The 21,001-nt window shown below is 30.2% G+C and carries 23 protein-coding genes; 15 read left to right on the forward strand and 8 right to left on the reverse strand.

The window, feature by feature from the left end:
* The first annotated feature begins 174 nt into the window (after positions 1-174).
* Positions 175-2,565: a flagellar hook protein FlgE gene (gene flgE, locus L8T82_RS02495; protein WP_263725806.1), complete on the forward strand. Its 2,391-nt coding sequence runs from the start codon at positions 175-177 to the stop codon at positions 2,563-2,565.
* A 345-nt stretch (positions 2,566-2,910) separates the two neighbouring features.
* Here flgE and L8T82_RS02500 read toward each other — a convergent pair whose 3' ends face one another.
* Entirely contained in the window at positions 2,911-4,152 is a 1,242-nt protein-coding gene (locus L8T82_RS02500; protein ID WP_220567024.1) for a multidrug effflux MFS transporter, read from the reverse strand.
* A 122-nt stretch (positions 4,153-4,274) separates the two neighbouring features.
* Between L8T82_RS02500 and L8T82_RS02505 the strand changes: the two genes are divergently transcribed.
* From L8T82_RS02505 to L8T82_RS02560, 12 genes are read left to right on the forward strand one after another with little or no spacing between them, the layout of a single operon-like run.
* Entirely contained in the window at positions 4,275-4,544 is a 270-nt protein-coding gene (locus L8T82_RS02505) for an iron-sulfur cluster biogenesis protein NfuA (protein ID WP_039619526.1), read from the forward strand.
* Entirely contained in the window at positions 4,531-5,070 is a 540-nt protein-coding gene (locus L8T82_RS02510; RefSeq protein WP_133319159.1) for a histidine kinase, read from the forward strand. Before L8T82_RS02505 ends, L8T82_RS02510 begins: the two co-directional genes overlap by 14 nt.
* Positions 5,054-6,337, forward strand: a complete 1,284-nt coding sequence (locus L8T82_RS02515; RefSeq protein WP_263725807.1) for a UDP-N-acetylmuramoyl-L-alanyl-D-glutamate--2,6-diaminopimelate ligase — start codon at positions 5,054-5,056, stop codon at positions 6,335-6,337. Before L8T82_RS02510 ends, L8T82_RS02515 begins: the two co-directional genes overlap by 17 nt.
* Positions 6,338-6,643, forward strand: a complete 306-nt coding sequence (locus L8T82_RS02520; protein WP_039667857.1) for a YbaB/EbfC family nucleoid-associated protein — start codon at positions 6,338-6,340, stop codon at positions 6,641-6,643.
* On the forward strand, positions 6,640-7,719 hold the full coding sequence (locus tag L8T82_RS02525) for a PDZ domain-containing protein (protein WP_220567026.1): 1,080 nt from the start codon (positions 6,640-6,642) through the stop codon (positions 7,717-7,719). The genes L8T82_RS02520 and L8T82_RS02525 overlap by 4 nt, the downstream gene beginning before the upstream one ends.
* Positions 7,719-8,564 (forward strand): polyprenyl synthetase family protein, encoded by an 846-nt coding sequence (locus L8T82_RS02530; RefSeq protein ID WP_263725817.1) that lies wholly within the window; start codon positions 7,719-7,721, stop codon positions 8,562-8,564. The genes L8T82_RS02525 and L8T82_RS02530 overlap by 1 nt, the downstream gene beginning before the upstream one ends.
* Positions 8,565-8,567: 3 nt before the next feature.
* On the forward strand, positions 8,568-10,472 hold the full coding sequence (gene tkt / locus L8T82_RS02535; RefSeq protein WP_263725808.1) for a transketolase: 1,905 nt from the start codon (positions 8,568-8,570) through the stop codon (positions 10,470-10,472).
* A gap of 1 nt (position 10,473) precedes the next feature.
* Positions 10,474-11,574, forward strand: coding sequence for an MlaE family lipid ABC transporter permease subunit (locus L8T82_RS02540; protein WP_375154869.1), 1,101 nt, complete (start codon positions 10,474-10,476; stop codon positions 11,572-11,574).
* Positions 11,571-12,293: an ABC transporter ATP-binding protein gene (locus L8T82_RS02545; RefSeq protein WP_263665361.1), complete on the forward strand. Its 723-nt coding sequence runs from the start codon at positions 11,571-11,573 to the stop codon at positions 12,291-12,293. Before L8T82_RS02540 ends, L8T82_RS02545 begins: the two co-directional genes overlap by 4 nt.
* Positions 12,293-13,120, forward strand: coding sequence for an MlaD family protein (locus L8T82_RS02550; protein WP_133319166.1), 828 nt, complete (start codon positions 12,293-12,295; stop codon positions 13,118-13,120). The genes L8T82_RS02545 and L8T82_RS02550 overlap by 1 nt, the downstream gene beginning before the upstream one ends.
* A gap of 1 nt (position 13,121) precedes the next feature.
* Entirely contained in the window at positions 13,122-13,712 is a 591-nt protein-coding gene (locus L8T82_RS02555; RefSeq protein ID WP_263665362.1) for a hypothetical protein, read from the forward strand.
* A 42-nt stretch (positions 13,713-13,754) separates the two neighbouring features.
* A complete protein-coding gene (locus tag L8T82_RS02560; protein WP_133319168.1) occupies positions 13,755-14,276 on the forward strand; it encodes a flagellar FLiS export co-chaperone in 522 nt (173 codons plus the stop codon).
* A 28-nt stretch (positions 14,277-14,304) separates the two neighbouring features.
* Here the strand turns inward: L8T82_RS02560 and L8T82_RS02565 are convergent, their stop codons facing one another.
* A complete protein-coding gene (locus L8T82_RS02565) occupies positions 14,305-14,844 on the reverse strand; it encodes a superoxide dismutase family protein (RefSeq protein ID WP_133319169.1) in 540 nt (179 codons plus the stop codon).
* 110 nt (positions 14,845-14,954) lie between these two features.
* On the opposite strand from L8T82_RS02565, the gene L8T82_RS02570 reads away from it, so the two are divergent.
* Together L8T82_RS02570 and L8T82_RS02575 are read left to right on the forward strand one after the other, a co-directional pair.
* Positions 14,955-15,836, forward strand: a complete 882-nt coding sequence (locus L8T82_RS02570; RefSeq protein WP_133319170.1) for a helix-turn-helix domain-containing protein — start codon at positions 14,955-14,957, stop codon at positions 15,834-15,836.
* Between the two features lie 66 nt (positions 15,837-15,902).
* Complete coding sequence (locus L8T82_RS02575; protein WP_263725809.1) at positions 15,903-16,739, forward strand: ATP-binding protein; 837 nt, start codon at positions 15,903-15,905, stop codon at positions 16,737-16,739.
* 20 nt (positions 16,740-16,759) lie between these two features.
* Here the strand turns inward: L8T82_RS02575 and L8T82_RS02580 are convergent, their stop codons facing one another.
* The 6 genes from L8T82_RS02580 to L8T82_RS02605 form a co-directional block, all read right to left on the reverse strand.
* Complete coding sequence (locus tag L8T82_RS02580; RefSeq protein ID WP_133319172.1) at positions 16,760-17,014, reverse strand: zf-TFIIB domain-containing protein; 255 nt, start codon at positions 17,012-17,014, stop codon at positions 16,760-16,762.
* A 48-nt stretch (positions 17,015-17,062) separates the two neighbouring features.
* A complete protein-coding gene (gene ung, locus L8T82_RS02585; protein ID WP_220567033.1) occupies positions 17,063-17,752 on the reverse strand; it encodes a uracil-DNA glycosylase in 690 nt (229 codons plus the stop codon).
* A gap of 8 nt (positions 17,753-17,760) precedes the next feature.
* A complete protein-coding gene (locus tag L8T82_RS02590) occupies positions 17,761-19,068 on the reverse strand; it encodes a sensor histidine kinase (protein ID WP_263725810.1) in 1,308 nt (435 codons plus the stop codon).
* Positions 19,058-19,744: a response regulator transcription factor gene (locus L8T82_RS02595; protein WP_263661454.1), complete on the reverse strand. Its 687-nt coding sequence runs from the start codon at positions 19,742-19,744 to the stop codon at positions 19,058-19,060. Before L8T82_RS02595 ends, L8T82_RS02590 begins: the two co-directional genes overlap by 11 nt.
* Before the next feature lies 1 nt (position 19,745).
* The gene (locus L8T82_RS02600) at positions 19,746-20,171 is read right to left on the reverse strand and encodes a DUF1104 domain-containing protein (RefSeq protein WP_258108242.1); all 426 of its coding nucleotides are present in this window, start codon (positions 20,169-20,171) and stop codon (positions 19,746-19,748) included.
* Positions 20,172-20,233: 62 nt separating this feature from the next.
* Positions 20,234-20,986, reverse strand: coding sequence for an SIMPL domain-containing protein (locus L8T82_RS02605; protein ID WP_263725811.1), 753 nt, complete (start codon positions 20,984-20,986; stop codon positions 20,234-20,236).
* Positions 20,987-21,001 lie beyond the last annotated feature (15 nt).

The raw sequence follows: 21,001 nt of genomic DNA on the forward strand, positions 1-21,001 counted from the left end.
ACTATATCGAGTAATTTTAAAAAAACTTTACACATTAAAATCTAATTTTTGATTTATTTTCTACTTTTTAATTTCATTTTATTTACATTTTTGGAACACTTATTGCTTTGTTTTGGCTAAGCAATAGTAGATTGTGAAGTAATCACAAAGCAATATTTTTTAAAGGATTTAATTATGATGAGATCTCTTTGGGCTGGGGTTTCAGGACTCCAAGCACACCAATACGCAATGGATGTAGAAGGTAATAACATAGCCAATGTTAATACATTTGGTTTTAAATATTCTCGTGCGGATTTCTCAACGCTTATGAGTCAAACTTCTAAGATAGCTACAGCTCCAGATGGTAACCTAGGTGGTAAAAACCCTATGCAAGTTGGACTTGGTGCAGGTGTAAATTCTACTACTAGAATTCACTCTCAAGGTAATATCCAAACTACAGACAAAAACACCGATATGGCTATCAATGGTGATGGATTTTTCATCGTTTCAAATGATGGTGGCACTACGCAGTTTTTCACCCGTGCAGGGGACTTTAAAACAGACGCAGTAGGAAATTTCGTAGATAATAACGGTTACACCGTTCAAGGCTGGAATTATAATCAAGAAACAGGTCAAATTGACTCTTCAACTTCAGTGCAAGATATAGTTATCCCACCTGGTATGAGTATGCCTGCTAGAGCAAGTACTTCAGTAAGCCTTACAGCAAATTTAGATAGTGGTAATACTTTAGGTATGAATGCTTCTGCTAAGCGTCCTATCTATGCACTAGATTCTTTACATGGTGGTAGAAAAGATACAGGAACGACGATAGATGAGAATGATACTGGCCATACCGAGTTTTATACTACTTCTAAAAGTGGAGCCCAAGTAACTGAAAAAGGTGTAGATATGGGCGTGGTATTTAATGCTCAAGGCGAGGGCTTAAACTTAAGAGATGGGCAAGGTATATGGGTAAGTTATAAAGAGGCAAAATGGACAAATAATCAACAATTTGCTGCAGATTTGCCAGCTAATCAGGCGGATTTTCAGCCAAATGCAAATTATACTTTTTGGGGCTATACTGGAGAAGATGGCGCTCAGGTTCCTGCTACATTGGATATTACGATAAATGGGGTCCAAATAACAGCTACAGGTGTAGGTAGAGATACCTTTATCAATGCTATCAATGCTAAGACAGCAGAAACAGGTGTAGTAGCTTCTATAGTAGATGGTAGAATGACATTTACAAATGATAATAGCACAGGAACTACAGCAAAATCTAAGAATTTAAATATTACGGTGGGCGCTACAAATACTGCTGGTGGTCAAGTCACAACTGGAAATCAAGCAGATCCTATAACAGTTAATCCACCTGCAGCTGGAAATAATTTTATACTTGGAAATCAAAATAATCCAGTGAGTGTTATTACTGCTCATGAGTATATTTATAGTTCAAATAGTGTAGATATCGGAGAGAATCCACAAGCTGATGATATGCAAACTTGGCCTGATATGACTGGAAGAAGGACTTTCCATACTACTGAGGATTTAAGAGAGCTTTTACAAAGAGATGCTAGATTTGCAGTAGACTATGACGGTAGTGGCACAAGAGAGATTGGTGATGCTAATGTTGGTGTAGAGGTTGTAGTAGAAAGCGATGGTAGGTATAAAATTACAAATCCAAAATTAAATGATCAGTCGAAAGACATGACTTTTAAAGTTACAGGTTATTCTAATGAAGCTAATAAAATTTCTACCAATGATAAATTCACAGCGATGTTTAGTGCCTTAGATGGAAATTTCAACGCAGGTAATAATGAAAAGTATTCTCAAGACATGTATCTTTCAGCTCATACTGCTAGTATAGAAATCTTTGACTCATTAGGAACTAGACATGAGCTAACTGTGCAATTTACTAAACAAACTAAAACAGCAGATGGTGGAGCTGAATGGTCTATTATCATTTCAGTGCCTGAACCTGCAGAGATTAATTTTAGTGGTGATGGAGCTCCTGGAAATATAGTAGTAGGAAATTTAAGATTTGGCAATGATGGCTCACTTCAAAGTTATACACCAAATGTATTAAATTTCACCGGAAATAACGGCTCAAAACCTGATCAAGTTATAAAACTTGACTTTGGAACAACAGGTGGTTTTGATGGTTTAACAAGCTATGATAAAGACTCATCTACTACTAAACAAGAAACAGATGGTTACACAGGGGGTAATCTAAAGCCAGACGCATTAAGAACTGATGAGAATGGTTATATCTATGGAGAATTTACAAATGGTAAAACTCTAGCTCTAGCTAAGGTTGCTCTAGCTACTTTCCCAAATAATATGGGTCTTGAAGAAATGGGTAATAACCTTTATAAAGCGACAGCAAACTCAGGAACAGCTACCATAGGTCATGCGGGCGAAGGCGGTAGAGGGGGCTTAAAAGGTTCAGCCATAGAAATGTCGAATGTGGATTTAAGTCGTGCATTAACAGAGCTTATCGTAATCCAAAGGGGTTATCAAGCAAACTCAAAAACGATTACCACAAGTGATCAGCTTTTAAATACTTTGCTTCAATTAAAACAATAATCTTAACCCAAGGTTTTAAAAACCTTGGGATCAAGCTTTACAAGGTTATCGAGGTAGCCTTGTAATACTTGATAGCCTTGAAGCCTTCAATCTATTGCTAACTCACTTCTTTCTTGCCTTAAGGAGTGAGTAGCATGATTTGCATATCGACAAGTTAAAATAAAAATTTATAAAGCTAATCATCTATTAATAGTTTTAATCATTGCAAATTTAAAATATTTTGTTTTGCTATTATGATCAAAAACACTAAAATTATCAAGAAAAATATAAATATTGTTTATTGATATAAAGTTTTTTGAAAAAGGTTCGATATAGTCAGTGAATCTTTTCAAAAATATTGCTTAATTAAGCGTGAGAAATCACGCTTAACTTCTTTTTGATTTTATTTAACTTTCTTTTATTAATCAAACTCAGATAAGAAATCAAAGATAAAAATGTGCAAGTTCCTAAAATAAGTGATAAAAATATAGGTGTATTAGCATTTAAAAGACTTACTAAAAATGCCATTACTCCCGCCATAGCAAATTGTGCTGCACCTAAGAGTGCTGAAGCACTGCCTGCATTTTGTTTTGATCTTGCCATAGCTAAGGTTGTGGTATTTGGCAGGATAAAACCCAAACTTGCTATGATAAAACACAAAGGAATTTCAAAAGCCCAAAAACCTAGCTCAAAAGTTGCACCCAAAATGAGTAAAAAAGTTAAAAAAGTAATTACCATAAGCGCTCTAGGGAGTATATAATAAGGAGAAAATCTAAGGACTAATCTTGCATTGATATTTGCACATATAACAAAGCTTAGAGCATGAGCTCCAAAAAGGGCTGCGTATTGTTGCTCGCTTAATCCAAAAACGCGTGTAAAAACAAAAGATGAGCCGGTTAAATAAGCAAAAAAACCTGCAAATATTAAATTTCCACAAAGCAAATACACTACAAAACGGCGATCTTTTAAAACTTTTTTGTAACTTTTTGTAACCTCTTTGTGATTGAATTTTTTTCCTTTGGTGTTGTGATTGCTTTCTTTTAGAACAAAAATAACAAGCAAAAATAAAATAAAGCCTAAGATAAACAATGTCAAAAATATACTACGCCAAGAAAAAAATTCAAGTAAAATTCCACCAAAAGTAGGAGAAAGCATAGGTGCTAAAGAAGTAAAAACCATCATTAAAGCATAAACTCCTGCTGCTTCTTTAAGCTCAAAAACATCATTTACTATAGCTCTTGCTACGACTACACCCACGCAACCTCCTAAAGCTTCAAAAAAACGCAAAGCTATAAAAGCATGAATGGAATCAACTAAAACACAAGCAATACTTGAAGAAATAAAAATAAAAAGTCCTATATATAAAGGTTTTTTTCTGCCATATACATCACTTAATGGTCCATATAAAAGCTGACCTAAAGAAAAGGCGATGAAAAAACTTGCAAGAGAAAGTTGAGTGTAAAAAGAATTTGTTTGAAAGCTTTTTTCTACTTCATTTAAAGCAGGTAAATACATATCAGTTGAAAGTGGTGCTATGGCAGATAAAAAGCCTAGTATGATAATGAGTTTGAGTTTTTCAAAACCTTTTATTTGGGTGTGTTTTTGCATAAAATTTCCTAAAGTCTTTTTACCATTGTATAGCAAAAAGTCTAAAATAAACAATAATTTACATTTTTTAAAGGCAAATAAGATAAAATTAAACTAAAAATAATCAAGGAAAAATTATGAATATGCCTTTTAGTGATGAGGAATTAATCGAACCTGTAAAAGCCAGTCTAGCTAAAACTATGCATATTTTAGAAAATGATGGCGGAGGGCTTGATTTTTTGGGTGTGAAAAATGGTGTAGTTTATGTGAAGCTAACCGGAGCTTGTCATGGCTGCCCAGCTAGTGGGACGACTTTGAAATATGGCTTGGAAAAACAACTTAAAATCGATATACATCCAGATATTACTATAGTAAATTTAGCAGGTGGGGAAAGCGAATTTGCAAAATTATAAAAAAATAGCCATAGAATGTTTTTACAAAAAAGATTTTAAAAATGCTAAGATGTATTTTTCTCTTGCTTATGAAAAGCGTAAAAATAAGAGACTTTTAACTTTTATTAATATTTGTGATTTGGCTTTAAAAAGCCCTGAAGAAGCTTTTGTTTTTTTTGAATTTTTTATGCAAAATTATAAAAATACTAAAGTAGATAAAGACTTAGAAAAACTCATTAATCTTAGCCAAAGTGTGCAGTTTGAAGAAGATAGCGAAGATTTTGAGGGCTTGAGTTATCAAGATTTTTTACTTAGCGAAGCAAAAGTTGGGTTTAAACAAGCTTTAGAAAATGTTATAATATCTAATAAACTTATTATTAACGATAAAGAAGATTTTGTGGATTTTTTAGAAAAGCTTTTAGAACATGGTTATAAAGATATGCTCGTAGCTTATATGGAAGATGTTTCAGCGCATTTTTATTCTAATTATAGATTTATTAAGCTTAGTGAGAAAATCAAGGAATTAAATTATGATAGTAAAGATTGAAAATACTTTCATTTGTGATAATTCTAATGAATGCGAAAAAGATTGTTTTTTCTTAAAAACTACTCAAAATGAAAAATTTCTTCATCAAGCTTTAGAAAAACAAGCAAAAGTTATTGGCATTGGCGAATGCAAGAAGCTTTTAAATATAGATGAAAGTATTAAAATCATAGGCATTACAGGCACAAATGGCAAGACAACTACTGCGGGGGCTATTTACTCTATCTTGCTTGATTTAGGTTATAAATGTGCCTTAATGGGAACTAGGGGTAGTTTTATAAATGATAAAAATATCACTCCAAAAGGCTTAACTACTGCTCCTATTTTACAAACCTTAGAGCTTTTATCTTTAGCAAGTAAGGAAAAATGTGAATTTTTGATTATGGAAGTAAGCTCGCATGCTTTGGTGCAAAATCGCATTGAAGGGCTTGAGTTTAAGGCTAAAATTTTTACTAATATCACTCAAGATCATTTAGATTTTCATGGGGATTTTCAAAACTACCAAGCAGCAAAAGAAAGTTTTTTTACCGATGAGTGTATGAAATTTATCAACAAAGATGCAAAAGCTATAAATTTTAATGTCAAAGGTGCTTTTACTTATGGAGTGGAAAATCCAAGTTATTATCATATTAAAGCTTATGCTTTAAAAAATGGCATTGAAGCTGTGGTAAATTTTGGTAAAGAAACTTTTATGATTGATTCTTCTTTGGTGGGGCTTTTTAATCTTTATAATCTTTTGGCTGCAAGCGCTTGTGTAAATGAACTTGTTAAGCCAAATTTAAAAGAACTTGAAAAGGCCATTAGTAATTTTGGTGGCATTGAGGGTAGAATGCAAGTGGTTGCAAAAGATGTGATTGTAGATTTTGCTCATACGCCCGATGGCATAGAAAAAGTTTTAGATGCTTTAAAATATCGTGATTTGATTGTAGTTTTTGGAGCAGGGGGAGATAGAGATAAAACTAAGCGTCCGTTAATGGCTAAAGTTGCCAAACACTATGCTAAAAAACTCATCATCACAAGTGATAATCCGCGTTCAGAAGAGCCAATGGATATAATTAATGATATTTTAAATGGTATAGAAAAAGATGAGAGTATTTTTGTAGAATGTGATAGAAAAGAAGCGATCAAAAAAGCATTAGAGCTTAAAACAAAAGATGATTTTGTAGTGATTTTGGGTAAGGGCGATGAGACTTATCAAGAAATCAAGGGTGTAAAATATCCTTTTAATGATAAAGAAGTAGTATTAGAGATATTAAAAGAAGGAAAATAAATGTTTGAAAATATGGATTTTTCTAAAATGGGCGAGCTTTTAACTAAGGCTCAAGAAAAAGCAAATGAATTAGAGCAAGAAGCTTTAAAAAAAGAATTTAGTGCAAAAAGCGGTGGTGGTTTAGTAAAAGTTAGTGCTAATGGAAAAGGTGAAATCATCGATATAAACATTGATGATTCTTTGTTAGAAGATAAAGAGTCTATGCAAATTTTATTAATAGCAGCGATTAATGATGTGATGAAAATGGTAGAACAAAATAAAAAATCAATGGCTAGTAATTTATTTAGCGGAATGGGAATGCTATGAGAATTTTACTTTGTATTTTGGGTGTAGTTTGCACACTTTTTGCTGTGCCAAGACCGACTTTTAATGATTTTTTGGGTTGTTATGAAAAAAATAAAGCTAGTATGTTGATTTATGAGGGCTTACCTGCCTTTGCTTTAAATGAAAATACTTTAGCAGTAGTTAAAACTAAAAACGCGAAATTAAACAGCTATACTAAATATGATCCCTTTTTAAATTTGTATTTAGTAAAAACAGATTTTAGTTTAATTCCTGCACCTATGGGAAATGAAGAAGATTTAACACGCAATAGTTGGGTGGGAATTTTAGATAGCAATAAAAGCTATATAGGACATTTGAAGTATTTTGGGCAAAGTTTGACAGAGCGTGATCAACTTGACTTTGCTTCTAAAATCGGAGAACTTAACTCGCCGTGTTGTAAAATGCTTGGTATAAGTTTAGAAGATGGCAAACTTATAGGTAATCGTTATTTAAAACACTTTGCAAAATATCCTGATGCTTATTGGGGTGATATAGGTGTGGATTTTGATATGCGTGATGGCAAAATTTATGTTAAAAATGTGCGTAAAAATGGACAATTTTTACTTAATGATGAGCTTGTGAGTGTTGATGGACAAGCTTATGATGATTTAAGAAAACTAAATGAAAAAATTTTATTTGCTGATCGCGGTGCAACTTTATACTTTAATGTATTAAGAGATAATAAAGATGTTAATATCTCCACTATGGTTTTTGATAAAGACTTGGGTGCATTTGCTAAGCCTAAAAAAGTGGTTCAAGCTAAGCCAAGTTCTTTTTATAGCAATCTAGGATTGCGCGTAGATATGAAAATGAATATTACAGAAGTTACTCCAAATTCTAAAGCGCAAATGGCTGGATTTTTAAAAGGGGATAAAATTTTAAGAATTAATAATCAAAAAATCAACAATTTTAATGAACTTCAAGCTGTTTTAGCTCAAGCTAATACTTTTGATATTCTAGTCTCAAGACAAGCAAGCAATATCCCTTCAGCGAAAAATAATGACTTTGAGCATTTTAATAAAGGATACTTTGACTTTTTTATAAGGCTAAATAAGTGATTTTAGAAAAATTCAAACAGCATTTAGAGCAAAATTTTCCTAAAACTCAAAGCTTTCATCCATTTTTTAATGAAGCTTTAAAATGGATGTTAGAAGCTGGTGGGAAGCATTTTAGAGCCCAACTGCTTTTGGGTATAGTTAATGCTAAAAATCCTGCTTTGTTTGAAAAGGCTTTAAATGCAGCTTTGGCTTTGGAATTTATCCACACTTACTCTTTAATACATGATGATTTACCCGCTATGGATGATGCTTCTTTGCGTAGAGGAAAGCAAACTTTACACAAAAAATATGATGAAACTACGGCTATTTTAGTGGGCGATGCTTTAAATACCCAAGCTTTTTTACTTCTTTCTAAGCTTGATTTAAAAGAAAATGTTAGATTAAAACTCATAGAAACTCTAGCCTTTAATGCAGGGCTTGGCGGTATGATTATCGGGCAAGCTATTGATTGTTATTTTGAAGATATGCCTTTAAATTTAGAGCAAGTTGAGTTTTTGCACATTCATAAAACTGCAAGATTGATTGCAGCGGCTTTAAAAATGGGTTGTGAAATTTGTGAGTTAGATGAAAAAGAATGCGAGCAAATTTATGAAATAGGGCTTTTGATAGGATTAGTTTTTCAAATCAAAGATGATATTATCGATGCGACTTTAGATACTCAAGAAGCAGGAAAGCCAACTCATAATGATTTGCATAAAAATTCTTTTGTTAAACTTTTAGGTTTAGAAGGTGCTAAAAAGGCAAAAGATGATAAAATTGCTTTATGTGAAGAAAAAATGAAAAATTTAGACTCTAAGCTTACTAATGAGCTTCAAATTTTGATTGATAAATATTTAAAAGGTTAAACAATGTTACAAAAACAAGCCAACACTATAAGATTTTTATGTGCGGATATGGTGCAAAAAGCAAATTCAGGCCACCCAGGTGCTCCAATGGGTTTAGCAGATATTATAAGTGTTTTAAGTACTCATTTAGTGCATAATCCAAAAGATCCTACATGGTTAAACCGCGATAGATTAGTCTTTTCAGGTGGTCATGCTAGTGCTTTGCTTTATAGCTTTTTACATTTGAGCGGTTATGATGTAAGTTTAGAAGATTTAAAAAATTTCCGTCAATTACACTCTAAAACCCCAGGTCATCCTGAAATTTTCACTCCAGGTGTTGAAATTGCCACAGGACCTTTAGGACAAGGCATTGCAAATGCGGTTGGTTTTGCTATGGCAGCTAAAAAAGCAAGTTTGCTTTTGGGTGAGGATATTATCAATCATAAAGTATATTGTTTATGCGGTGATGGAGATTTACAAGAAGGAATTTCTTATGAGGCTTGTTCTTTAGCAGGTGTGCATAATCTTGATAATTTAATCATCATTTATGATAGCAATAATATTTCAATTGAAGGTGATGTGGCTATTGCTTTTAATGAAAATGTAAAAGAGCGTTTTAGAGCGCAAAATTTTGAAGTACTTGAGATAGATGGGCATGATTTTGAGCAAATTGATTTAGCATTAAAAACTGCTAAAGAAAGCAAAAAACCTTGTTTAATTATCGCTCATACTACCATAGCTAAAGGAGCTTTAGATCTTGAGGGAAGTCATCATTCTCACGGAGCACCTTTGGGCGAAGAGCTTATAAAAAAGGCAAAAGAGGCTTTAGGTTTTGATCCACAAAAAACTTTTGAAATCCCAGAAGAAGTTAAAATTCGCTTTAGCGGGGCAATAGAACTTGGGGATTTAGCACAAGCTAAATGGAATCAAAAAGTGCAAAATTTAAATACAGAGAAGCAAGCATTGCTAAAAGAGCTTTTAGAGCCTGATTTTTCAAAAATACAATTTCCTGATTTTAAAGGACAAGATTTAGCTACTAGAGATAGCAATGGTGTGATTTTAAATGCTATTGCTAAAGCCTTACCGGGATTTTTAGGTGGTAGTGCAGATTTAGGTCCATCAAATAAAACTGAACTCAAAGATATGGGCGATTTTCCAAATGGAAAAAATATCCACTATGGTATAAGAGAGCATGCAATGGCTGCTATATCAAATGCTTTTGCAAGATATGGTTTGTTTTTGCCTTATTGTGCTACTTTTTTTATATTTAGTGAGTATTTAAAACCTGCTGCAAGAATAGCAGCTTTGATGAGGGCTAAACACTTTTTCATCTTTACTCACGATAGTATAGGTGTAGGTGAAGATGGCCCAACACACCAACCTATAGAGCAGCTTAGCACTTTTAGAGCTATGCCAAATTCATTGACATTTAGAGTAGCTGATGGGGTTGAAAATGTAAAAGCATGGCAGATTGCACTTAAAACTAATATGCCAAGTGTTTTTGTTTTATCGCGTCAAAAGTTAAGTGCTTTAAGCGAGCCTGTTTTTGGAGATGTTGAAAATGGGGCTTATTTATTAGAAGAAAACGCAAATGCGCAATTTACACTTTTAGCAAGTGGTAGTGAAGTGTCATTATGTGTAAAAACAGCTAAGATTTTAAAAGAAAAAGGTGTGATTGCTAATGTGGTTTCTATGCCTTGTTATGAGTTATTTATTGCTCAGGAAAAATCTTATAAAGAAAGAATTTTACAAGGTAAGGTTATAGGCGTGGAAGCTGCAAATTCAAACGAGCTTTATAGAATTTGTGATGAGCTTTATGGTATAGAAAGTTTTGGTGAGAGTGGTAAAGATAAAGATGTATTTGAGCATTTTGGATTTAGTGAGGAGAAATTAAGCTCATATATTTTAAGTCTATGTAATGAAAAATAAAATAATCAAAGATGTTAAAAATCAAGAATGCATTTTTAGCGTCTTTGGTATATGGGATAAAACAAGCGTAGGAAAATTGGAAAAATTAGATTTTCCTACTCAAAAAAATATTATTTTTGATTTTGCAAATTTAGATTTTATAGATACTGCTGGGATTAGGTATTTTCTAGCTTTAGAAAATGAATTTAAGCAAAAAGGTTTTGAGTTTAGTAGGATAAATCTTAAAAGCGAGCATGCTAAGCTTTTTGAACTTTGTCAAAAACACTACAAAAGCTTTTGTGATTCTTATGAAGATAAAAAAACAATCAAAGATTTTTTTGAAAATTTAGGAAAGAAAGTTGCAAATTCTTTTACAATTTTAGTGCAGTTTTTAAATTTCATAGGACTTATTATTTATACTTGTTTTAAAACACTTTTAAACCCTAAAAAACTTCGCTTTAAGGCATTTTTATATCATGTAGAAAATAGCGCTATTAATGCTTTACCTATTATTATGCTAACTTCATTGCTTGTGGGTGTGGTGCTTGCTTATCAAGCTGCGTATCAACTTGCACAATTTGGAGCTAATATTTATATTGTTGATTTAATGGGAATTTCTGCCACCAGAGAGCTTGCACCATTAATTAGTGCTATTGTTATTGCAGGCAGGAGTGCAAGTTCTTATACAGCTCAAATTGGAGTAATGAAACTTACTGATGAAATTGATGCGATGAAAACTATGGGTTTTAAAGAAAGTGAATTTATCATTTTGCCTAGAGTTTTAGCTTTAGCACTTGCTATGCCTTTGGTAGTAATAGTAGCTGATATTTTAAGTATTATAGGTGGAATTGTAGTTGCTTGGTTTAGTTTAGAAATTAGTGCGAGTGAGTTTATGAGTCGTTTTAAAGAAGCAGTGGAGCTAAAACATATTATCATAGGGCTTATAAAAGCACCTATTTTTGGATTTTTGATTGCTTCTATTGCTTGTTTTAGAGGATTTTTTGTACAAAAAACTACCGAAAGCATAGGTGTTTATACGACAAAAAGTGTGGTAAATGCTATTTTTTGGGTAATAGCTTTTGATGCGATTTTCTCTGTATTTTTGACAAAGGCTGGATTTTGATTATAAAGGCTAAAAATATCAGCACTTATTTTGGAAGTAAATGTGTGCATGAAGATATTAGCTTTGAAGTGCAAGATAATGAAATTTTTGGCATTTTAGGTGGTAGTGGTAGTGGTAAATCTGTGCTTTTAAGACAAATGTTAATGCTTGAGCATTTTGATAAGGGTGAGTATGAAATTCTAGGCAAGAAATTAAAAAATATAAGCGATGAAGATGCTTTGTTTTTGCAAAAACAATGGGGTGTTGTTTTTCAATATGGAGCATTATTTAGCTTTTTTAATATACTTGAAAACATTAGCATACCTTTGGTTGAATACACAAAACTTAGCAAAAACGACATTAAAGAAATAGCTATGATGAAGCTTAAGATGGTAGGGCTTGATGAGAGCGTGGCAAAGCTTTATCCTAGTGAGTTAAGTGGGGGTATGAAAAAAAGAGTGGCCATAGCTAGAGCTTTGGCACTTGATTCTAAATTACTTTTTTTAGATGAGCCAACTTCAGGGCTTGATCCTTATAGCTCAAGAGAATTTGATGAGTTACTTTTGAGTTTAAAACAAAGCTTTAAATTATGCGTAGTCTTAATTACTCATGATAAAGAGAGTATGAAAAATGTTTTAAACCGCTTTTTGATTATAGAAGAAAAAAAAGTTGGTTTTTTGGGAAATGTCGAGGCTTTGCAAGAGCAAAATCCAAGACTTTATGAGAGGTTTATGCAATAATGGAAAACAAAGCAAATTATATTTTGATTGGAATTTTTGTTTGTGTGTTATTTTTTATCAGTTTGTTTTTTATAGTGTGGTATGGAAATTTAAAAGATGAAAAATCATTCAAATATTATGAAATTTATATGGAAGAATCAGTTGCAGGACTTAGTGTAAAAGCTCCAGTTAAATTTTTAGGAGTAGATGTTGGAAGTGTTGAAAATATCAGTATAGATAGCTCAAGTAAGCAACTAAGAGTAAAAATTTTAGTTAAGCTTGATTCTAGTTTGGTTGTTAAAACAGATACTTATGCAAGTTTGCAAATTCAAGGCATAACAGGATTTAAATTTATTCAGCTTGCAGGAGGTAGTGAGGAAGCTAGTGTTTTGAGAGCAGGTGATGATGTTTATCCTATTATAAAATCAAAAGAAAGTTTTTTTGCAAGTATAGATAAGCAAACTTCAAATTTATTAGAACTAATCACAAGTTCAAAAATAAAATTAGAAAAACTCTTAAGTGATAAAAATTTAAAAAACATAGAGCAAATTTTGCAAAATTCATCAGAATTTTCTGCACATTTAAATGCTAATGTACCAGCATTTTTAGCAAATTTAAATAAAACAAGCTCTAAACTTGGCAAAAGTGCAGATGAATTTTCAAATTTTTTAAACAATGCTAATGGCCAACTTAATGAGCTTAATAAAAGTAGAATGCTCTTAAATGAAAATTTAGATATTTTAAGAGTTTTGTTTTTAGATTTTACGCAATTATTAAATATTTTAAAGCAAAATCCTTCAGATATAATTTATAAAGATAAGGCTACTCAATATGCTCCAGGAGAATAAAATGAGATATTTATATATTAGTTTAATAGCTATTTTTTTTAGTGCTTGCTCTTTGATTAATCCAAGTCAAACTTTACCTGCAAATAAATATTTTAGTATTAATTTAGAAAAGCTAGAGCAAAGTCAAAATAAAAAAAATGCAACTATTATAGTTTCCTTACCTAAAGGCTTAGCTTATACTAATGAAATTTTTTATAAAAAAGATTATACTATTAATACCTATGCTTATCATTTTTGGAAAGAAAATCCTGCTTTAATGATAAAATCTTTTTTGGAATTTCATTTGCAAGATTTGGGGGTATTTAAAGCAGTTTTAAATCAAGATAGTCTAGCTAGTGCTGATTATGTTTTAGAAAGTAAAGTGGATATTTTAGAGCAAGATTTTAGTGATGAGTTGCATTCTAAAATAAAGTTTGGTATTAATTTAAATTTAGTGCAAATAAACACTAAAAAACTTATAGCGAGTAAGTACTTTTACTATGAAAAAGAATTAAATGATAATAATCCTCAAATTTTAATCCAAAACTATGATGAGGTTTTTTTGCTTTTTGCTAAAGATTTTAGAGTTTGGATAGATCAAAATTTGGAATAAAAAATGCTTTTCTTGTTATAGCAATAACAAGGAAGGTGTATTATGAGAGATGAATTAGAAATCTTACAAAAACATTTAGGACAAGTAGGTTCAAGTATAGATGGTGCGAATTTAAAACATCAAACGCAAAAATTTAGTGAAGATATTACTGATGCTAATGACTTTATAGGTGCTTTGCAAATTTTAGATTCTTCATTGAAAAAAATTTCAAAACTTCTAGAAGATAAAAACTATGAAGATGTGCAAGATAAAGTTTTAATTGCTAGTGAAAGTTTGAAAATAGTAGATAATTGCTCATTTTTAGGTAATGCTTTATTTGATAATAATTATAATGTAAATGTTGGTTCAAAGGCATTTGCTTTTGAAATTTATAATCCTTTAAAAATTTTAGAAACTAGTGATTATGAAGGTATGAAAGCTTATATAGTCGATAAAAGAGAAGAAATAGCTTCTATGCTTAGTGAGCTTGCAGTGGCTATTGCTACTTATAGTCCTAGTCAAAGTTTTGGCGGATCAAGCCATGATTTTATGGGTGATTTTGATTTTACTAAGCTTTTTAAATAACACTAAAGGCTAAAAAGCCTTTAGATTTTTATTTTATAACACCACATGCCATTCTAGCACCGCCACCGCCAAGTGCTGCAGGATGATCGCTGTGATTGTCTCCTCCAAAATGTATCATTAGAGCATGATTTTTAAGCTCATCAAGAGTTTTGATTTTTGGTGCTAATACGGGGTTAGTTGCTTTACCATCTTTTTCTACATAAAGTGGTGGTAAATCTCCTTTGTGACCTTTATCATCCCATGGGCTTGAGTGAGCATCTGTTTTTTCAGGATCCCAGTGTCCACCCGCTTTCATACCTAAACCTTTATCAGTTGCTCCACAATCAGCATTTGCATGAACATGAAAGCCATGAATTCCACTTTCTAAACCTTTAAGATTTGGATAAAATGCTACCCCATAAGGAGTTTGTACTGCTACAACTTCGCCCGCATCTTTATTAGCTTTTTTATCAAGAATTTCCATTTTGATAACTAAATGATCTTTTTGTGCTTTTGGATTAAAATTTTCTAAATTTGCTCCAAATAAAAAGCTTGATGCTAGTAAAGAACCTAGAATGATTTTTTTCATTTTTTTCTCCTTTTTTAATTGAAATTAATTATATTGTAACATAAATTCTTAATAAAAAATATTTTTTATTGTATTATATACATAATCAAAAAACTTATAAAAAGGTATATATGTTAATTTTTCCAAAAGATCTTGAAAAAATCAGTCAAAATGTTTTGAAAAATACTTTTTTTTCTTTATGTTGGTATCAAAAAGATTTTTCAAATGATAAAAATCAAGAAGTTGTATTTAAAGATTATGCTTTAGTATTTATTTTAAAAGGTTCTAAAAGTATTTATACTATGGATAATCAGTTTAATGTAAAAAAAGATGAGCTTGTGTTTTTTACAAAAAATTCTTTTTCCATTAGAGATTATTTAAATGATGAAAATATATATGAATCTATTATTTTGTGTTTTAAGGAAAGTATTTTAATAGAACTTATTTTTAAATATCAAGAATTAATTTGTAAATTAGATTCTCCAAAATATGCTAAAAGCTTATTTAGCTTAAAAACTAATCTGATAACTAAAGGTATTTTCGAGTCTTTCTTACCTTGTATAAATGAATTTAATGAGAAAAATGAATATCTGCTTAGATTAAAATTTGAAGAATTGTTTTTGTCTTTATTATATAGTGAAGATAATGCAGAGTTTTTAGCTTTTTTAAAAGCCATTTTAAGTGGTTTTAAATTAGAGCTTTATAAGATGTTTGCATATTGTCAAAATGACTTTGAAAGTGTAGCTTCTATGGCCAAATTTAGTAAAATGGATATAGCAAGTTTTAGTCGTAATTTTAAACAAAGTTTTGGTATTACTCCTAAAGAATGGCTTGATAATAAGCGTTTTGAAAGAGCTAAATTTTTACTTGAATTTTCTACGAAAAATATCACTCAAATTTGTTATGAACTTGGATTTAATTCTCCTGCTTGGTTTATAGCAAGATATAAAAAAAGATATGGCATTACCCCAAAACAAGAACAAAAGTCAAAAAACTTATATTTTTTATCTTAAAAATGATAGATTTTATTTTGGTTTTTTATTAGAATTTGTTAATAAAATTTAAGAAAGGTAACAATTATGAAAAAAAGTATTTTAACTTTGGCCTTATTTGCATTTTGCAGTGCAAATGCTTTAGAGGTTCAAGAATTTAAAGGTTTTTCACATCCTGAAAGTGTATATGTAGATAAAAATGCAGTTTATGTATCTAATGTAGGAAAAGAGCTAACTCCATTAAATAAAGACAATGATGGTTTTATTTCAAAATTAGATAAAGATGGAAAAATTTTGGAATTAGAATTTATAAAAGGTCTTAATGCTCCAAAAGGTATGTCTAAAATAGGTGATGTTTTATATGTGGTTGATATTGATATTTTATATGGCTTTGATATAAAAAATAAAAAAGAAATTTTCAAACTTCCTATAGAAAATGCGGTATTTTTAAATGATATTGCTGTGTTAAATAATGACACATTATTAGTTAGTGACACAGGTACAGGATACATCCACAAAGTATTTTTAAAGGATAAAAAATATGAAAACTTTATCCATTTAGATTCAAAATATGGTGGCCCAAATGGATTGTTGATAGATAAAAATACTTTGTTTGTAGCAGGTTATGATCCAAGTGATAAAGCAGGTGGGAAAATCATTAGTATTGATTTAAATTCAAAGAAAATTCAAGAATTAAGCAAAAAAATAGAACAATTTGATGGCATTGTGTATGATAAAAATAAAAATCTTTTAGTGTCAAGTTGGGGTAAAAATCTTCAAGGATATATTTATACTCTAAAAGATAATAAAGAAATAAAACTTGATTTGGCTTCTATAAAAGGTCCTGCAGATATGTTTTTTGATGGTGAGTATTTATGGGTGCCAAAAATGGCAGAAAATGCTTTAATTAAAGTAAAAATATAAAAACTTTTAAGCCTTTGGGCTTAAAAGTCAAATAATTCCCCAAGCCAACTTTCTTTTTTCTTGTATTTATAGCCGTTATTATGATGGTAGTTTGCTTGTTGGTTATAATTTTGTTGTTGAGGTTGTTGCGTGCTTTGAGAAGAATTTCTTTCTATGATTTTATCAAGCTCACCACGATCAAGCCAAACACCACGGCATTTTGGACAATAATCAATTTCAACTCCATTTCTTTCGCTCATCAATAAGTCAGTATTTACACAAACTGGACAAGTCATTGTATTCCTTTTTTGAAAATTTTTGAAAGTATATAAGTTTTAAGTAAATTAAGGGTTTAAATTCCAATCAATAAGACTTTTACCAAGTTTTGATAAAATTTCATTACTTTTTGAAAAATGCTTGCAACCTAAAAAAGCATTTCTTGCTAAAGGCGAAGGATGTGCTGCTTCTAGGATAAAGTGTTTTTGAGGGTTGATTAAATTTTTTTTATTTTTAGCATAATTTCCCCAAAGTAAAAATATCAATCCTTCTTTTTCATTGCTAAGTTTTGATATAACCGCATCGGTAAATTTTTGCCAACCAAAATGTGCATGTGAAGCAGGTTTATTTGCTTCTACACTTAAAATAGAATTTAAAAGTAAAATTCCTTGTTTAGCCCATTTACTTAAATCACCATGTTTTGCTATAGGAATGTTTAAATCATCTTGCAATTCTTTATAGATATTAAGCAAAGATGGGGGAATTTTAACACCCATTGGCACGCTAAAGCTCAAACCCATGGCTTGGTGAGGGTTGTGGTAAGGATCTTGTCCTAAAAGTATGATTTTTAAATCTTGTAAAGGGGTTAGATTAAAAGCATTAAAGATTAAATTCGCGGGTGGATATATAGTTTTTCTTTCATTTAAAGCATTGATATAATGAGTTTTTATTTCTAAAAAATAAGGCTTTAAAAACTCTTCTTTTAAAAATTCTTTCCAAGCATTATCTATTTTAATTTTTTCTAAGCAAATTTCCATTTTTATCCCTACCAAGAAAGTATAAATTCACTTCCTTTATCTTTTTTACTCAAAACTTTTATGTTGATATTGTTTTTATCGGCTATTTGTTTGACTAAATTTAAGCCTATGCCAAAACCACCTTGGTCTTGATTAAAGCGTTTGTAGCGTGTAAAAATTTGAGTAATTTCTTTAGCGCTCATACCTTGACCTTCATCTTTAATACTAAGTGTTTTTTCTTTTAAACAAATAAAGATTTTTTTATTAGTATTGGTGTATTTTATGGCATTGCTTAAAAGATTGTCAAGTAAAATTTGCATTTCTTCTTTATTTGCATAGAAATTTTGCTCTAAAAGCTCTTTTTCAATGATGAGATTTTTTTGAGAGATTAAAGTGTCAAAATATTCTAATCTTTGTTCTAAAAGCTCTTTTAAATTTATATCTTCTTTTGTATTTTCTTTTTGTAAGAAAAAATTTAAGGCTATGAGGTTTTGATAGATATGATTTAAATTTTTACTTGCTAGTTTGATATGATTTAGTTTTTTAGTGTTATTTGGATTTAAATTTGTATCATCAAATTTTTTAATACTAGCTAAAATCACGCTCAAAGGCGTGTTAATTTCATGTGTGGTATCTTTAATAAAATCATTGAGTGTTTTAAATTGTTCTTTGATATTTTTAAAAACAAGCAAGATGAGTATATAAGCAATTATAGCAAGTAGTAAAATACATATAAGTGTATAAAAAATAGTTTTTAATTTTAGTTTCCAAAGTTCATTAGCATAATCGTTAATATCTAAATTATTGTAGTTATCTTTGCGGTATTGTTCTTTTTTAAAGCCAAGATCTTCCGTTTCTATAATGATATGGATATTTTTATGTCTCAAAAAATGAGAATGGTGTTTTGGCTTTCTTAAATTACTCGTATCTATATAAGTATTAAGATTTCTAATCCTTGAAAAATCTATGAATAATCTTTTGTTTTCGTTGTAAATAAAGTTGTTTTCTTTAAGCTGTGTTAATATTTTTAAAGCATCAAAAGTTAAATTACTAAAAATGATTTGATTGTTTGCAACAATAGCAAATTGAGTATTTATTTTTTTAGAAATATAAGAAAAATCATCTTCGTTTAATAAATTTTTATCGTGTCTTGCTTCAATGATATTTTGTAAAATATAATTATAGTGAGTGTATGAGTGTGTGATTTGATTTAATCGTATATAATTTGCTTCTTTTTGATAAAAAGTAATAAAAAAAATCGTTAAAAATATGCCACTTGTGATGATATAAAGAGCCAGGATTTTAAAAATGGTATTATTAAAGTTTTCACTTTTCATTTTCTAGCCTAATGGCATAGCCTATATTTCTTTGATTGATGATAAGGTCTTTACCAAGAATTTTTCTTAAATTTTTGATATACACTCTAAGGCTCATAATCACAGGCTCTTCATCTAAACTCCAAATTTCGTCAAAAATAGTTTCTATATTTACAAAATGAGGGCGTTTTTTTAAAAGTAAAGCTAGGAGTTCTTTTTCTTTATTAGTTAGGTTGATAATTTCTTCATTTTGATAAAGGGTTTTATTGATAGGATCAAAAGAAATATTTTTTGAAGAGCTAAGTAAGATTAAGTCTTCTTTTTGATGACTAAAATTTCTTTTAATGATATTTTTTACACGGATAATTAACTCATCAACATCAAAAGGCTTTTTAATATAATCATCACAACCTGATAAAAATCCTTGTTTTACATCATCAAGCATGGATAAAGAAGTTAAAAATATAGCAGGAGTGTTTTTAGCACTTTCTCTTAATTCCTTTAATACTTCAAAACCATTGCCTTTTGGAACTTTAACATCAAAAATCCAAAGATCAAAATTTTCTTCATAAGCTTTTTCTAGTGCCTCTTGTGCATCATATACACAAGAGACTTTAAAACCTTCATCGCTTAAGGCTTCATTGATGATTTCATTTAAGCTTAAATCATCTTCTAAGAGTAGAATTTTTGCTGCCATTTTATCTCATTGAGCAATTTCCATGATTTGCACCATGCCCTTGATGATTCATTTTATGGGCTTTGTGTTCATTTTTGTTATAATGATGTAAATTTAAATCTCGTATTTCTTTGCCACTCATTTCATCGGTTAGTTTTTGCATATCTTCTTGAACGATAGCCTTTCTTTGACTTCTTTCTTGAGGAGAAAGTTTAGAGATGTTTTCGCGTAAGTTACTTTTAAATTGTTGATGAAAAACTTTTGCGTCTTTGTATTTCATCTCATTCATTCTCTTTTTCATTTCTATAATTAAGTCAGCTTGATCTTGTGCTTTTACGCTTTTTGCAAGATTTAAAATTTCATCATTGCTTTTTTTGGAAAAATCAGCACTAAATGCTAAAGAGGCTGCTAAAGAACCCATAATAAATAAACCTATAATTTTTTTCATTTTTTCTCCTTTAAATTAATGATGAGAAATTATAAAAACCCAAGATAAAGCCAAAATAAAATTTATTGACAAACAAAAAGCACATTAGCTTTTAAGCTTTGCTTTTCATTTTTAATAACAGGAAGCACTACACTATCTGCACTAGCTGCTAAACTTGGAGAATTGTATTTGATATTACAACTATCAAAATGAACATTTTTTACTATGCAAGTTTTTGTTAAAGTTTTAGAATAATATTGAGCTTTTTCAAAAGCTTTTTTAAACGCAAGATCGTATAAATCTTCTTTGTTTGCTTCTAAGGTTGCTTCGTCAAATCCTGCTTGCAAGGCTTTGGTATTAAAAGAAATTAAAGTATTGGTATTGCTGATATTTTCTATATCCTTTATAAGATTTTCATAGTCTTTATTTTTATTTTGTGGGATTTGACAAGTGAAATTAGAATACAATCTATACCCATTAAGTGTTTTTACTCCTTGATAATAATTATAACTTGGCTCTAAAGTATAACTTCCACCTTTACAATAGTCTTCTTTGGTAATACGATCTGAAATTTCTTTGAAAGTTTTAGCAATATGATTTTTTTCATCACTAGAGATGATAGTTTTTTTACTAAGTTCTTCGCTCGCACTAAAATTTAAAACAGTATTAAAAACATTTGGCATGATTTCATTTGATACTTCTATATTTCTTGAAAATTCTACATTTTGTTTATTATGATTTTTTAAACCTAAAAATTCAGTATTAAAAACTACTCCTAGTACAAACAATACCAAACAAAGTAATCCTAATCCTAAACCTTTTAAAAAACTTTTCATTTTTACTCCTTTTTA

Source organism: Campylobacter sp. IFREMER_LSEM_CL292, assembly GCF_025771615.1.
GTDB classification, from domain to species: Bacteria; Campylobacterota; Campylobacteria; order Campylobacterales; family Campylobacteraceae; genus Campylobacter_D; species Campylobacter_D lari_D.